13 protein-coding genes are annotated in these 14,586 nt (G+C 40.8%); 7 read left to right on the top strand and 6 right to left on the bottom strand.

Annotated features, from left to right (window positions below; translation table 11 throughout):
- Positions 1-149: 149 nt before the first annotated feature.
- From infA to trxB, 4 genes are all read right to left on the bottom strand, one after another.
- Positions 150-368, bottom strand: a complete 219-nt coding sequence (infA, locus tag A7967_RS03915; protein ID WP_002962494.1) for a translation initiation factor IF-1 — start codon at positions 366-368, stop codon at positions 150-152.
- A gap of 90 nt (positions 369-458) precedes the next feature.
- Positions 459-1,163 (bottom strand): arginyltransferase, encoded by a 705-nt coding sequence (locus A7967_RS03920; RefSeq protein ID WP_054204682.1) that lies wholly within the window; start codon positions 1,161-1,163, stop codon positions 459-461.
- Positions 1,156-1,872 carry a leucyl/phenylalanyl-tRNA--protein transferase gene (aat, locus tag A7967_RS03925; RefSeq protein WP_054204681.1) on the bottom strand — a complete coding sequence of 239 codons (717 nt, stop codon included), beginning with the start codon at positions 1,870-1,872 and terminating at the stop codon, positions 1,156-1,158. Before aat ends, A7967_RS03920 begins: the two co-directional genes overlap by 8 nt.
- Before the next feature lie 130 nt (positions 1,873-2,002).
- Positions 2,003-2,953 carry a thioredoxin-disulfide reductase gene (trxB, locus tag A7967_RS03930; protein WP_054204680.1) on the bottom strand — a complete coding sequence of 317 codons (951 nt, stop codon included), beginning with the start codon at positions 2,951-2,953 and terminating at the stop codon, positions 2,003-2,005.
- A 287-nt stretch (positions 2,954-3,240) separates the two neighbouring features.
- Between trxB and pssA the strand changes: the two genes are divergently transcribed.
- Entirely contained in the window at positions 3,241-4,566 is a 1,326-nt protein-coding gene (gene pssA / locus A7967_RS03935; protein WP_054204679.1) for a CDP-diacylglycerol--serine O-phosphatidyltransferase, read from the top strand.
- Between the two features lie 74 nt (positions 4,567-4,640).
- Here pssA and ald read toward each other — a convergent pair whose 3' ends face one another.
- Positions 4,641-5,762: an alanine dehydrogenase gene (gene ald, locus A7967_RS03940; RefSeq protein ID WP_054204678.1), complete on the bottom strand. Its 1,122-nt coding sequence runs from the start codon at positions 5,760-5,762 to the stop codon at positions 4,641-4,643.
- 140 nt (positions 5,763-5,902) lie between these two features.
- Between ald and lrp the strand changes: the two genes are divergently transcribed.
- From lrp to serS, 6 genes are all read left to right on the top strand, one after another.
- Positions 5,903-6,382, top strand: coding sequence for a leucine-responsive transcriptional regulator Lrp (gene lrp / locus A7967_RS03945; protein ID WP_054204677.1), 480 nt, complete (start codon positions 5,903-5,905; stop codon positions 6,380-6,382).
- Positions 6,383-6,569: 187 nt separating this feature from the next.
- Positions 6,570-9,056 (top strand): DNA translocase FtsK, encoded by a 2,487-nt coding sequence (locus tag A7967_RS03950; protein ID WP_054204676.1) that lies wholly within the window; start codon positions 6,570-6,572, stop codon positions 9,054-9,056.
- On the top strand, positions 9,057-9,713 hold the full coding sequence (gene lolA, locus A7967_RS03955) for an outer membrane lipoprotein periplasmic chaperone LolA (RefSeq protein WP_054204675.1): 657 nt from the start codon (positions 9,057-9,059) through the stop codon (positions 9,711-9,713).
- Between the two features lie 6 nt (positions 9,714-9,719).
- A complete protein-coding gene (locus tag A7967_RS03960) occupies positions 9,720-11,063 on the top strand; it encodes a replication-associated recombination protein A (protein WP_054204674.1) in 1,344 nt (447 codons plus the stop codon).
- A complete protein-coding gene (gene crcB, locus A7967_RS03965; protein WP_082355595.1) occupies positions 11,050-11,436 on the top strand; it encodes a fluoride efflux transporter CrcB in 387 nt (128 codons plus the stop codon). Before A7967_RS03960 ends, crcB begins: the two co-directional genes overlap by 14 nt.
- Positions 11,437-11,445: 9 nt before the next feature.
- Entirely contained in the window at positions 11,446-12,744 is a 1,299-nt protein-coding gene (serS, locus tag A7967_RS03970) for a serine--tRNA ligase (RefSeq protein ID WP_054204673.1), read from the top strand.
- Positions 12,745-13,300: 556 nt separating this feature from the next.
- Here serS and A7967_RS03975 read toward each other — a convergent pair.
- Positions 13,301-14,320: a LacI family DNA-binding transcriptional regulator gene (locus tag A7967_RS03975; protein ID WP_054204672.1), complete on the bottom strand. Its 1,020-nt coding sequence runs from the start codon at positions 14,318-14,320 to the stop codon at positions 13,301-13,303.
- Positions 14,321-14,586: the final 266 nt, after the last annotated feature.

Consider the following 14,586-nt stretch of genomic DNA (forward strand, 5'->3'; position numbering starts at 1 on the left):
CAGCAAATGCTGGGCTTTTTGTTTATTAAATGTAATGGTCAGCAACTTGCATTCAATTACATTTAATAAACGCTTCAAGCTAATGTAGTAAGTAACTAAGTTACTTAGACAACTTAGCTAAAAACTTGATATTTCGTTAACGCACTAACTTAGCGAGCACGGAATACGATGCGACCTTTCGATAAATCGTATGGGGTCATTTCTACAGTAACTTTATCGCCGGTTAAAATACGAATATAGTTTTTACGCATTTTACCTGAAATATGAGCCACAACTACGTGACCATTTTCAAGCTCAACTCGGAACATTGTATTTGGTAAAGTATCAAGGACCGTCCCTTGCATTTCGATTACGTCTTCTTTCGCCATGTTTAGCGTAACACCTCTTTAATAGTTAAACGATGCAGATTCTGCCGAAAATACTCCAATAAGTAAAGCCACAGTAGCTATTTTTGCAAATTAAATAGTCAGCCACTCATCTGCAACCCTATTTTGTGCAGGTAAAAATTGAGTTTTGTAACGCATTTTAGCGCATTCATCAATTTGGTAACCTAAGTAGACAAAATCTTTATTGTGTAGTTGAGCAAACTTTATCTGCTCTAAAATCATTAATGTGCCTAAACTAAAATGCTCAAAATCGGGGTCAAAAAAAGTATAAATAGCTGAAATGGCGTTGTTCATACAATCAGTTACGGCCACAGCGATAAGTTTTTCTTGGTGCCATAATTCAATAAACGTAATAGGTAACCATTGGCAAAATAAGAAACTTTGATATTGTGATTGTTCAGGAGGGTACATTGAACCCTCTTGATGACGCTGCGTGATATATTTGCTGTAAAGTGGGTAATATTCAAGGCGTTCTTGTTGTGAATACGTCACTGTAAATTGATTTTTTGCCTTATTAAGTTTACGTTTTTGTGATTTTGTCGGTGAAAACTGTTGAGCTAATACTCTTACTGACTTACACGCACTGCAAACAGGGCAGTGTGGACGGTAAATTTGGTCACCACTTCGCCGAAAGCCAAGTGCTAATAATGCTTCAAATTTTTCACTGCTGTAGCAGCTAGGTTCGAGGATCACTAATAATTGCTCTTGCTTATCAGTAAGGTAGCTACAATCAAATTGTTGGCTCAAACCTAAACGAGCCGGTAAATGGTCAGTCATAAATAGCTATAAGCTCCTGCGCTTGCCACATCGTTGGTGGTATTTTAAAACTGCTGGCTTGTTTAAGTTTAGTTAAAAATTCGCTTCGCGGTAGGACTTTTTGCCCCAATGATAGCAAGTAAGGGTTTTCTAGTTGGCAATCAATGAAATGTGCGTTGTGGCGCTTAAGCCAATTCACTAAAGCCCACATCGCTAATTTAGAACAGTTAGTTTGATGATGAAACATAGATTCCCCACAAAACACGCCGTTTTGCATCATTCCGTATAAGCCACCAACAAGTTCATCATCTATCCATATTTCAAGGCTGTGGGCAACACCAGCTAGGTGTGCTTGCTGGTAAGCATTGATCATTTCACTTGTGATCCATGTTCCTTCAACATCTTGGCGCTGTTGTTGACATGCTTCAATAACATCATTAAAAGCGGTATTAATGGTTACTTTTACTGGGTGTTTTTTCAGGTGTTTCCGTAAACTGCGGCTAACATGAAACTCATTCAGCTCAATAATGCCGCGCATACTTGGTGACCACCACATTATAGGTTCATACTCGCTAAACCATGGGAAAATGCCGTGTATGTATGCATTTTTCAATCGCTCTATAGATAAACAACCACCCACAGCCAGTAAGCCATCGGGATCATCAAGTGCATGTGTTGGGTTAGGAAACTCAAAGTGGCTATTGGAGAGTTGATAAAGCTGTTTAGTCATAACATCAGTAAATAAAAAATAAGACGAATTAAAAAGTGTAACCTGCAAGATTAAAATTACAAAGGGGGAATATAAAAAAGGGCTGAAATATCAGCCCTTAATACTTGCATTTAAGAATACAAACCAATATTTATAGATTATCTAAGAAGCGCTCAGCATCTAATGCAGCCATACAGCCAGTACCCGCTGAGGTAATTGCTTGACGGTAAATGTGATCAGAGACATCACCTGCAGCAAATACACCAGGTACGCTTGTTTGCGTTGCATTACCGTTAAGACCTGATTCAACAACTAAGTAGCCGTCCTTCATTTCTAACTGGCCTACAAACATATCAGTATTAGGTTTATGGCCAATGGCGATAAATACGCCTGCTAAATCGAGTTCTTCAGTTGCGTCAGATTGCGCATCTTTAATACGAATGCCAGTTACGCCCATTTGATCGCCTAATACTTCATCAAGTGTGCGATTGTAATGTAATACCACGTTGCCGTTCGCTGCTTTTTCAGCAAGACGATCAGCTAATATTTTTTCACTGCGAAAGCTATCACGGCGATGAATAACATGAACTTCGTCTGCGATGTTTGACAAGTAAAGCGCTTCTTCAACAGCCGTATTACCACCGCCTACAACCGCAACTTTTTGACCTTTATAGAAAAAGCCATCACATGTTGCGCAGGCAGAGACGCCACGGCCTTGGAAGTTAGTTTCAGACTCTAGGCCTAAGTATTTCGCTGATGCGCCTGTAGCAATGATTAGCGCGTCACATGTGTACGTACCTTGGTCACCAGTAAGTGTAAACGGGCGCTTAGATACATCGACTTTATTAATATGGTCAAATACAATTTCAGTTTCAAAACGTTCAGCGTGTTCTTTCATGCGATCCATTAATGCCGGACCTGTTAAACCATGAGCATCACCTGGCCAGTTTTCTACTTCAGTTGTCGTTGTAAGTTGACCACCTTGTTGCATGCCTGTGATTAATACAGGGTTTAAATTTGCGCGCGCTGCGTAAACGGCTGCGGTGTAACCTGCAGGGCCAGATCCTAAAATTAGTAACTTACAATGTTTTGCTTCACTCATGTTTTTTATCCTAAACGTTTAATAGCGTATTAATGCGCTCGATTTTAAGAGAAACAAGGGGGAAGTAAATAAAAGCGATGATTATTTTTTTTTATAAATCGCAAAGCTGTCAAATATTGTGTACTAAGATTGTGAAAAATAGCTGTTCTGTACGATATGTACACTATTAATCTATTATTACCCTAACAAGCATCGTTAATTCATGACCACGCTGTATTTTTTTGATATGTTTTAACTAATTTTGATTTGTTGCGCTGTTTTGGCGTGACCTAAGTGAATAGGCATCTATGTTATTTTGGCAGGAAAAACCCGCGTTTGGGTTGACTTCAAAAGACGTTAACGTCTTAACCAATGCACAAGAATATCGTTCGAATCTTCTGGATCTGATCGCAAACGCGAAAACACGGATCTATATTACCGCGCTTTATTTACAGGATGATGAAGCTGGGCGAGAAATTTTAGAAGCATTGCACCACGCTTCATTAGCAAACCCAGTATTAGAAATAAAGGTGCTGGTGGATTTTCATCGTGCTCAACGTGGTTTGATTGGCGCGGCTAAATCGGATGGTAACGCAAGTTTATATTGTGAATACCAAGAAAAATATCAATCAAAAGTACAAATTTATGGCGTACCAGTCAAAGCTAAAGAGCTATTTGGGGTACTGCATTTAAAGGGTTTTGTGATTGATGATACGTTGTTATATAGCGGCGCAAGTCTAAATAACGTTTATTTACAATTTGAAGAACGTTATCGGCTTGATCGTTACTTTTTGATTAATCAATTTGCGTTATGTAATGCTGTGGTCGATTTTATAGAGCAAGAATTATTAAGTTCTGAGGCTGTACCGCGTATTGATGTGCGTCCATTAACTAAGTTTAACGACATTAAAGTAGTGCAAAAGCAATTAATGCGGGCACTTAAACAAGCAACATATGCACATGGACCTGAAAATAACGAACAACCATTAGGTGTACGCTTATTTTTAGGGTTAGGCCGACGAAATAACGAATTAAATCGCGCGATAAAGTCGTTATTTGATACGACTGAAAAAGAGCTTGTTCTTTACACGCCTTATTTTAACTTTCCAGCACCGTTAATGCGCTCGTTAAGGCGTTTACTTAAACAAGGTAAGCAAATAACAATTGTGGTGGGTGACAAAACCGCCAATGATTTTTATACGCCCCCAAGTGAGGCATTTAGTAAAATAGGTGCTTTACCGTATTTGTATGAAACGATTTTGCATAAATTTTTAAAGTCGCAACAACGCCATATAACGAATGGAAATTTAAATGTTTACTTGTGGCAACACGAAAGCAACTCGTTTCATTTAAAAGGCATTTGCTCTGATCAAAAGTACCATTTACTCAGTGGTCACAATTTAAACCCGCGTGCATGGGGTTTAGACATTGAAAACGGTATTTTATTAGATGATCCAGAGCAAAGTTTAATGCCAGCAATTGATAATGAAAGAGCTGAAATATTAAAACACTGCCGCCGTTTATCCGGTGCTGAAGATTTAGAGACTATGGACGACTACCCGCCAGCAGTTAAAAAAATACTTGGCCAAGCAAAGCGTGTAAAGGTTGATTTTATTATCAAGCGATTTATATAAAGCGAATTAAAGCAAAATTTAGACATAAAAAAAGCAGCGAATTCGCTGCTTTTTTACTAATTAACGTGCGTTAATTATGCGTTTTCAACAGCTGTACGTGGATCAACGTATTCCATGTTGAATGCTTCAGCTACTTCTTTGTAAGTAACTTGACCTTTGATCACGTTAAGACCTTTAAGGAAGTTAGCGTCATCTAATAATGCCTTTTTGTAACCTTTATTTGCAAGGTTAATGATGAAAGGCAATGTTGCATTGTTAAGTGCAAATGTAGATGTGCGCGGAACAGCACCAGGCATATTAGCAACACAGTAGTGAACAACGTCATCAACGATGAATGTAGGATCAGCATGCGTAGTTGCTTTAGATGTTGCGATACAACCACCTTGGTCGATTGCAACGTCTACAATAGCAGAACCAGGCTTCATCGCTTTAATGTGCTCAGCAGTAACTAGTTTAGGCGCAGCAGCACCTGGGATAAGTACACCACCAATAACAAGATCAGCCTCAAGTACGTGTTTTTCAAGTGCATCAGCCGTTGAGTAAATAGCTTTAACTTTATTACCAAACTGTGCATCAAGAGCACGAAGTACATCGATGTTACGATCAAGTACGACAACTTCAGCACCTAGGCCTACTGCCATTTGCGCTGCGCTACGACCAACCATACCGCCGCCAATAACAACAACTTTAGCTGGCTCAACGCCCGGTACACCACCAAGTAGCATGCCGCGGCCGTGGTTTGATTTTTCAAGGGCTTGTGCGCCTGCTTGAATTGACATACGACCAGCAACTTCGCTCATAGGCGCAAGAAGAGGTAGGCCACCACGTGAATCAGTAACCGTTTCGTATGCAATACAAATTGCTTTACTCTTTACTAGGTCTTCTGTTTGTGGAAGATCAGGTGCAAGGTGCAGATAAGTGAAAAGAATTTGGTCTTCACGTAGCATCGCACGTTCAACAGCTTGTGGCTCTTTTACTTTTATAATCATCTCTGCTGTTGCGAAAACTTCAGCTGCTGTTGCTAGAATTTCTGCACCAGCTAGCGTGTAATCTTCGTTAGTGAAGCCAATGCCCATACCAGCATTAGTTTCAACAAAAACTTGGTGGCCGTGGTTTACTAACTCACGAACACTAGCAGGGACCATACCTACACGGTATTCATGGTTTTTTATTTCTTTAGGTACACCGATAATCATAATATTGCCTTGTTTGAACGGAATGAAATTTTCCACTATTATATTCATGACAAGCCAGTGTGTCTCACCTTTTTTTAGTGTGAGGCTAGTGATATAATCTAAATATTAATAATAAACAGAATAAAAAACTAGTTGGTAATATGCATCAATTATTAGATCGAATAGATCGTAAGATTTTAATGGAATTACAGCACGATGGCCGTATCTCCAACGTGGAATTAGCTAAGCGTGTTGGTTTAAGTGCTACCCCTTGTCTGGAAAGAGTAAAAAAGCTCGAACGCGAAGGTTATATTGTAGGTTATAAAGCGGTAGTTGACCCAGCTAAGCTAGGTCAAGGCTTATCTGTATACGTTGAAGTGACGATCACAAAGACATCGCCAGATGTATTTGATGAGTTTAGTGCTGCGGTAAAAAAACATGACGAAATAATCGAATGTCATTTGGTATCTGGTAATTTTGACTTTTTACTCAAAACTCGTGTTAACGATATGTCTGAGTACCGTGGTGTTTTAGGTGATATTTTGCTAAAGCTTCCTAACGTTAGTGAAAGTCGCACTTATGTGGTGATGGAAGAAGTAAAAGGCGAGCAAGGGGTGATTATTCGCCCATATATAGCCTAAGTTTTGTACGGGTTTATAGATGATATAATAAATGGCAAATAACGGGTTTGCCCAAGGTATTCATAATTTATAAAAACACGTTCATTATCAGTCCATCATAGTTAAGATAAAGTGCAACGAAAAGCATTTCCTGCTAAGGTATTTCACTGCTAAGTAAAAATGCAAAGATAATAAGGATTAGGGAATTATGCGCCTAAACGGTGTACAAAGACTATTAGAAACAGGGTTAATAATCAGCACCTTTGCCGCAGTATTTATTTTGTGTGCGCTGATAAGCTTTGATCCTGCCGATCCTGCGTGGTCACAAACCAGCTTTAGCGAAGTCAGAAATGTCACTGGCGCAGCTGGTGCATGGATTGCAGATATTTTATTACTCACCTTTGGCTGGCTAGCCTACTTTGTGCCTGCGGCCATTCAAGTATTTGGCTATTTACTATTTAAGCAACCGCATAAAATTTTTCAGCTAGACTATACAACACTTGCTTTGCGTGTAATTGGTTTTGCGCTATTTATAACCTCAGCGACCGCAATTAGTAGTATCAATTTTGATGATATTTATAACTTTTCGTCAGGCGGTGTAATAGGCGATGTGATTGCAACTGCGATGATGCCCGCATTTAATTTCACTGGCACGTCTATCTTACTACTGTGCTTCTTTTTTGCAGGGTTAACATTATTAACTGGTGTATCGTGGGTGCAGTTTGTTGATTTCTTAGGTGATTGGGTTGTCCGTATATACCGTGTGATTACTTCGCAGCTTAAAGGCTGGTTACACCGTGAACGCGTAGCGATTGAAGAAAAACCGATTAATGAACCTTCAATTGAAGGCGATCTTAACGACCAAGATAAAATCACGTTTACAGAGCCTGCGCCAACGAGTGCGACAAAAGCAAAGCGTTTTACAGCTGATCAAATTGAGACCACACCACAGCATAGCCCGTTTGATGATTTAGACGATATTTTAGACCAAGAAATCAACTTTAGTGCCATTGACGATGAGCCGATGGACACGGCTGCTGCATTAAATGCACTGGATCAAAGCTACGTTGCTGAACCTGAAAAACCAGTTACCACGGTGGTGTCTCCAGCAAGGCCAATGCCTAAGCCAAAAAGTACGTATCAGCCGCCACCGACAGCAAAAGAAAAATTTGAGCAGTTATTAGAAGAAAAACCACCAAGCACACCGCTACCAACGCTTGATTTATTAGACCGCCCAGATAAAGCTAAAAACCCGATATCACCGGAGGAGCTTGAAGCTGTATCGCGTTTAGTTGAAACCAAGTTACTTGATTTTAACGTACAAGCGACGGTTGTCGCAGTGTACCCTGGACCTGTTGTAACGCGTTTTGAGCTGGATTTAGCACCAGGCATTAAAGTATCAAAAATTACAGGTCTTGCAAAAGATTTAGCCCGTTCGCTTTCTGCTGTGAGTGTCCGAGTAGTTGAAGTGATCCCCGGTAAAACATATGTAGGGATTGAATTACCAAACAAACACCGTGAAATAGTTCGTCTATCAGAAGTGATCGACGCGCCAAAATTTGAGCAAAACCCGTCACCCCTTACCATGGTGCTAGGTAAAGATATTGCCGGTGAGCCGATCTGTGCAGACCTAGGAAAAATGCCACATTTATTAGTGGCAGGTACAACAGGTTCTGGTAAGTCAGTGGGCGTTAATGTCATGATATTAAGCTTACTGTATAAATCTGGCCCCGATGATGTGCGTATGATTATGATCGATCCAAAAATGTTGGAACTTTCTGTGTACGAAGGTATCCCACACTTACTATGTGAAGTAGTCACTGATATGAAAGAAGCTGCCAATGCACTGCGTTGGTGTGTAGGTGAAATGGAGCGTCGCTATAAGTTAATGTCAGCGTTAGGTGTTCGTAACTTAAAAGGGTATAACCAAAAAGTAATGGATGCCAAAGAAGCAGGTCATCCAATTTTAGATCCATTATTTAAAGACACCGATGGCATGAAAGAGGGGCCTGACGAGTTAGGTAAATTACCAAGTATAGTCGTGGTTATTGATGAATTTGCCGACATGATGATGATTGTTGGTAAAAAAGTTGAAGAGCTGATCGCGCGTATTGCACAAAAGGCCCGTGCTGCAGGTATACATTTGATACTTGCAACGCAGCGGCCATCGGTAGATGTTATAACAGGTTTGATTAAAGCCAATATACCAACTCGTATGGCGTTTCAGGTTTCAAGTAAAATAGACTCGCGCACCATTTTAGATCAACAAGGCGCTGAAAACTTACTTGGTATGGGTGACATGCTTTATTTACCACCAGGGACAAGTGTACCGATACGTGTGCATGGTGCATTTGTTGATGATCACGAAGTTCATGCCGTGGTAAATGATTGGAAAGCGCGTGCTAAACCAAACTATATAGATGAAATTTTAAATGGTGATGCCACAGAAGATATTTTACTTCCAGGTGAAGCCAGTGAAAATGCGGATGAAGAATCAGATCCGCTTTATGATGAAGCAGTCTCATTTGTTATTGAAACAGGTAAAGTGTCTGTCTCAAGTGTACAACGCAAACTACGCGTAGGGTATAATCGCGCAGCACGTTTAGTAGAGCAAATGGAAACTTCGGGTATTGTGAGTGCACCAGGTCATAACGGTGCCCGTGATGTATTAGTGCCCAACGGTGGAGCAAATTAAATGAAAAAAATTAAATCTTTAGCATTAGCTGTAAGCTGTTTTTTATCAGCGTCATTCTTTACAGCCCAAAGCCTAGCAGGCGAGACGTTTACAAGTGACAGCCAAGCATTACAGGCAAAACTTGCTGGCTTAAAGAGTTTTCAAGCGCAATTTATTCAGCAAGTAAACGATGCGCAAGGCGAGTCAATTATGCAAGGTAAAGGTAATATTGCCTTACAACAGCCAATGATGATCCGCTGGCAGCAAGCAAGCCCGGATGACACCTTGTTCGTTTCAAACGGTGATAAAACCTATTACTTTGACAGCTTTGCTGAGCAAGTCACGATAATGAAAACACATAGCTTGATTGATTCAACGCCGTTTGTTTTGCTGACTTCTAAAGATCCTGCGCAATGGCAAAAATACCATGTAGCAAGCACTGATAAAGGGTTTAGCGTTACGCCCAACAAAGGCGTTGAAAGCCAAGTTGAGCAACTTGATATTGTATTTTCAGGGAACGAGAGTGGCTTAGCGTCGTTATTAGTCAAAGATAGCTCAGGGCAATCATCAACATTTACGTTTAGCGATGCCAAAGTAAATGAGAGCCTAACAACATCATTATTTGAGTTCACAATTCCAGATGGCGTTGAAATTGACGACCAAAGCCAAGGCGAGTAGTCACAGGTGAGCAATTTAGGTTTTAATTTCGCCCCCGATGTGCGCCCACTCGCGGCGCGTATGCGCCCGACTAGTTTAGAACAATATATTGGTCAGCAACACTTATTAAGCCACGATAAACCTTTATACCAAGCAATATTGGCGGGGCGTTGTCACAGCTTAATTTTATGGGGTCCGCCTGGGGTGGGTAAAACCACACTGGCACAAATTATTGCCAATCATGCTGATGCCGCACTGATCCAAATGTCGGCGGTGACTGCGGGTATTAAAGATATTCGTGATGCTGTGAGCGAAGCTAAAAATAACCTTGAAGGGCGCGGGCAACGCACTTTATTGTTTGTAGACGAAGTGCACCGCTTTAATAAATCTCAACAAGATGCCTTTTTACCGCATATAGAAGACGGCACATTTATTTTTGTAGGTGCAACCACCGAAAACCCATCGTTTGCACTAAATAACGCGATTTTATCGCGAGCGCGTGTGTATGTACTTAAATCTCTGCAAGACGCAGATTTGAATTTAGTAATTGAGCGGGCATTAAAAAACGACGACGAGTTAAGCACTAAAACCATTATTCTTGCTGATAATGCTAAGAGCGCATTATGCCAAGCAAGTGACGGCGATGCCCGTAAAGTACTTAATTTACTTGAACAAGCAATCGATTTAACAGTCGAACAAAATGGCCAATACTTAGTTGATGAACATGTATTAAGCCAAGTATTACCAACGCATTTGGCAAAATATGACAAAGGCGGTGATGAATTTTACGATTTGATCTCGGCGTTTCATAAGTCAGTGCGTGGCAGCTCGCCAGATGGCGCACTGTATTGGTATTGCCGCATTTTGGCTGGAGGCGGTGATCCGCTGTATGTTGCAAGGCGTTTACTGGCTATTGCTACCGAAGACATAGGCAATGCTGACCCAAGAGCTATGGAAGTTGCGCTCAATGCATGGGATATATTTCAACGAGTGGGTCCCAGTGAGGGGGAGCGCGCTATCGCACAAGCAACCATTTATTTAGCCAGTGCGCCTAAAAGCAACGCAGTGTACGACGCTTTTAAGCAAGCAAAGCGGGATGCGCAAAATGAGCCTAGTTACCCTGTTCCAGAGCATTTACGTAATGCCCCCACAAATTTAATGAAAGACTTAGGTTATGGCGCAGAGTATCGTTATGCACATAATGAAGAAGGTGCTTATGCAGCGGGTGAAAAGTACTTACCAGAGCCAATAGCCGACACCCAATATTACTTTCCAACCGATCGTGGATTAGAGCAAAAAATTAAACAAAAACTTGATTACTTAAAACAACGTGACCAACAAAGCGATTTAAAACGTTATGACAAGCCTTAAGTTATACATGATGATCGCGCTTGGTGGCGCAAGTGGTGCTTGTTTACGGTTTTTTATTAGTGAAACCATGCTAAAACTGCTCGGTAGGGGATTCCCTTTTGGCACGTTGACGGTTAATATTCTTGGTTCATTGTTAATGGGCGTATTATACGGTTTGATAGAGCGCGAAATTATCACCGTTAGCCCCGCCAAAACCCTAATCGGAATTGGTTTTTTAGGTGCATTGACCACCTTTTCTACATTCTCAATGGATTCGTTGTTGCTACTGCAACAAGGTCACTTTTTAAAAATGGCCCTCAATATCACCTTAAATGTGGTGGTGTGTATTTTTATGGCTTGGCTGGGCCTTCAGCTAGTAATGCAAAAAGGTTAAAAAACTAACATGTTAGATTCTAAATTATTACGTCAAGATATCGAACAAACAGCGGCGCGCCTTGCAGCACGTGGTTATGAGCTTGATACAGCAACTGTCAGCGCACTTGAAGAAAAACGCAAAACATTACAAGTAAAAACACAAGAGTTGCAAAGTGAGCGTAACAGTCGTTCCAAAGCAATTGGCCAAGCAAAAGCAAAAGGCGAAGACGCACAACCATTACTCGATGCAGTAAGCGATTTAGGCGCGCAACTTGACAGCGTTAAAGCTGAGCAAGATGTTATATTAGAGCAGCTTAAAGATATTTCTTTAGCAATTCCTAACTTGCCAGATGAGTCAGTACCAGCAGGGGCTGATGAATCAGATAACGTTGAAATCTTAACGTGGGGCCAGCCTAAAGCGTATGATTTTGAAGTAAAAGATCACGTTGACTTAGGTCAAGACCTAAACGGTCTAGATTTTGAAATGGGTGTTAAAATTACCGGTTCTCGCTTTACTGTTATGCGTGGCGCAACAGCCCGTATGCACCGTGCACTGGTACAATTTATGTTGGACACGCATACTGACAAAAATGGTTACACAGAAATGTACGTGCCATATTTAGTAAACCGTGAGAGTTTATTTGGTACAGGGCAGCTACCAAAGTTTGCTGAAGATCTATTCCACACTAAAGGTCTTGTAAACGATGACGGCGAAGAACAAGAAGGCTTTAGTTTAATACCAACAGCTGAAGTACCACTTACAAACAGTGCACGTGACGAAATCTACGACGAGAAAGATTTACCAATTCGTTTAACAGCACACACACCGTGTTTTAGAAGTGAAGCGGGCAGCTATGGCCGCGATACCCGTGGACTTATTCGTCAACATCAGTTTGATAAAGTTGAGCTAGTACAACTTGTAAAGCCTGAAGACTCAATGCAAGCCCTTGAAGATCTAACAGGTCACGCAGAGCAAATTTTACAAGCGTTAGAGCTGCCGTACCGAAAAGTGATTTTATGTATGGGTGATATGGGCTTTGGCTCAGCAAAGACGTACGATTTAGAGGTATGGTTACCAGCACAAAATACATACCGCGAAATTTCATCTTGTTCAAACATGGTTGATTTCCAAGCTCGCCGTATGCAAGCACGTTTTCGCCGTGCTGGAGAGAAAAAACCAGAATTACTGCATACACTCAATGGCTCAGGCCTAGCAGTAGGACGTACCCTAGTTGCTATTTTAGAAAACTATCAACAAGCTGATGGTTCAGTAGTCGTGCCAGAAGTACTTCGTCCATATATGAATGGTCTTGAAGTTATTAAATAAGCATTAGACCTGTAAGTTTTAAGCTTTTCAAAAAAGCCGCTGTTTGTAATGAACCGCGGTTTTTTTGTTTTTAGTTCGAGATTAAAACTGAAAAATTAAAGAGAAAAGTTGCAAGCGAGTTTGAATATTAACTCAGCGATAAATTTATGACGTAAGAACAGGCCTCAGCCGTGATTTTTGGTAGTTTGTGTTATAACGTCCGATTTAAAGAGCAACCCTTTTCTAGGGCGAAATGTCAAATTCGAATAGGGTGTATCTACTTTTTCAAATTGCTCGTTGGTTTTAGTGATCTAGTTGAATCCAGTAATCATTTACAGTTTACCAAGATAATTTATCGCAGGAGTTCGAGGGTGACACTAACTGTTTAGATCGCACCTTATTATAAAGTGGGTTTATAACTGTAAGTAAAACACTCGGTGGTAATTTCATTGTTGGCAAAGGGTGGGGTCAGTTACACCCCAAGTAACACAAATAGCTACTCGAAGATTTAGAACCCGCGAACGTATCTATATGCTGTATTGTACAATTTAGAGTGCTCTGCGGATTCGTTTAATACTTAAAAGCTTGAGCCGCGTATAATCAATGACGGTGGGAGTAGGGTGTTTTCAACCACTTCGCCACGAATTAACTTTAATAAATTACCAACTAACATTTGCCCCGCAAGCGTTGTATCTTGTTGTACCGTTGTTAGTGGTGGGTTTACATAACTTGCAACCGCTATATTATCAAAACCGACAACATGAACATCTTCAGGTACCTTTATACCAGCTTCCTTTAACGCTCTAATCGCACCTATGGCGATTAAGTCACTAGCGGCAAACAGAGAATTAAAGTGGATGTTGTTAGCGATTAGTGAGCGTGTGGCGTGATAACCTGACTCTTCGGTTGATATGGCGTTTGCCATTTTACGCTCGCTTAGTGATATACCATGGCGATTAAATTCATCTTTAAATCCTTGATAGCGAGCAAAGAATTCAGGGCTATGCTCTGATGCATCACCGATAAATGCACAGTCCTTTCGGCTTGCTTTGAGTAAATGGGTGGCTGCAAGTTCTCCTCCACCATAGTTATCACAGCTCACAGTCAGATCGGAACGGTTATCAACACTTGCTCCCCAACACACGAATTTAGTATTTTGCTCAATTAAGCTACTAAATTTTGCTTGGTAGTCAATGTAATCTCCATACCCTAATAATATGATGCCATCAGCACGATGGCTATCTTCATAGTCTGCCTGCCAATCAGCGCTGGTGGATTGAAACGACACAAGTAAGTCGTAACCTTCAGTTGCGCATGCGCGGGTAATACTGCCTAGCATGGCTAAAAAGAACGGATTGATTTGAGATCCATCGGCAGTTGGGTCTTCAAACAATAATAATGCGAGGGTACTACTTTGCTGAGTGCGTAAGTTGCTGGCGTTTTTATCTACTTTGTAATTGAGCTGTTTTGCAATGTCATGAACTCGGCGACGAGTCTCTTCGTTTACTAATGGACTATTGCGAAGTGCGCGAGACACTGTCGATTGTGAAACCCCCGCATAATGGGCAATATCAAACGATGTAGCTTTACCTTTCATACACACAACCTAATTGCTATAAGTAAATAAACTGCAAATAATTCGTGCCATTCTCGTTTATTTGTTGATTTTTTCAAGCTATTTATCAGTTATCTAAAATTTTTATTGATTCAAGCCTGACACCGGTGTCATAATGTTGGCGTTTTATCATTTTGTTGTCAAAACGTATTGGCTGCCCATTTATTGGGCAGCATTTTTTAATACAAGGATAAACACTTTGAGGTGATAGCTCAAAGTATATCTCATAGCAATGGCTAGGCCATTGA

Source organism: Pseudoalteromonas neustonica (genome assembly GCF_001653135.1).
GTDB lineage: Bacteria > Pseudomonadota > Gammaproteobacteria > Enterobacterales > Alteromonadaceae > Pseudoalteromonas > Pseudoalteromonas neustonica.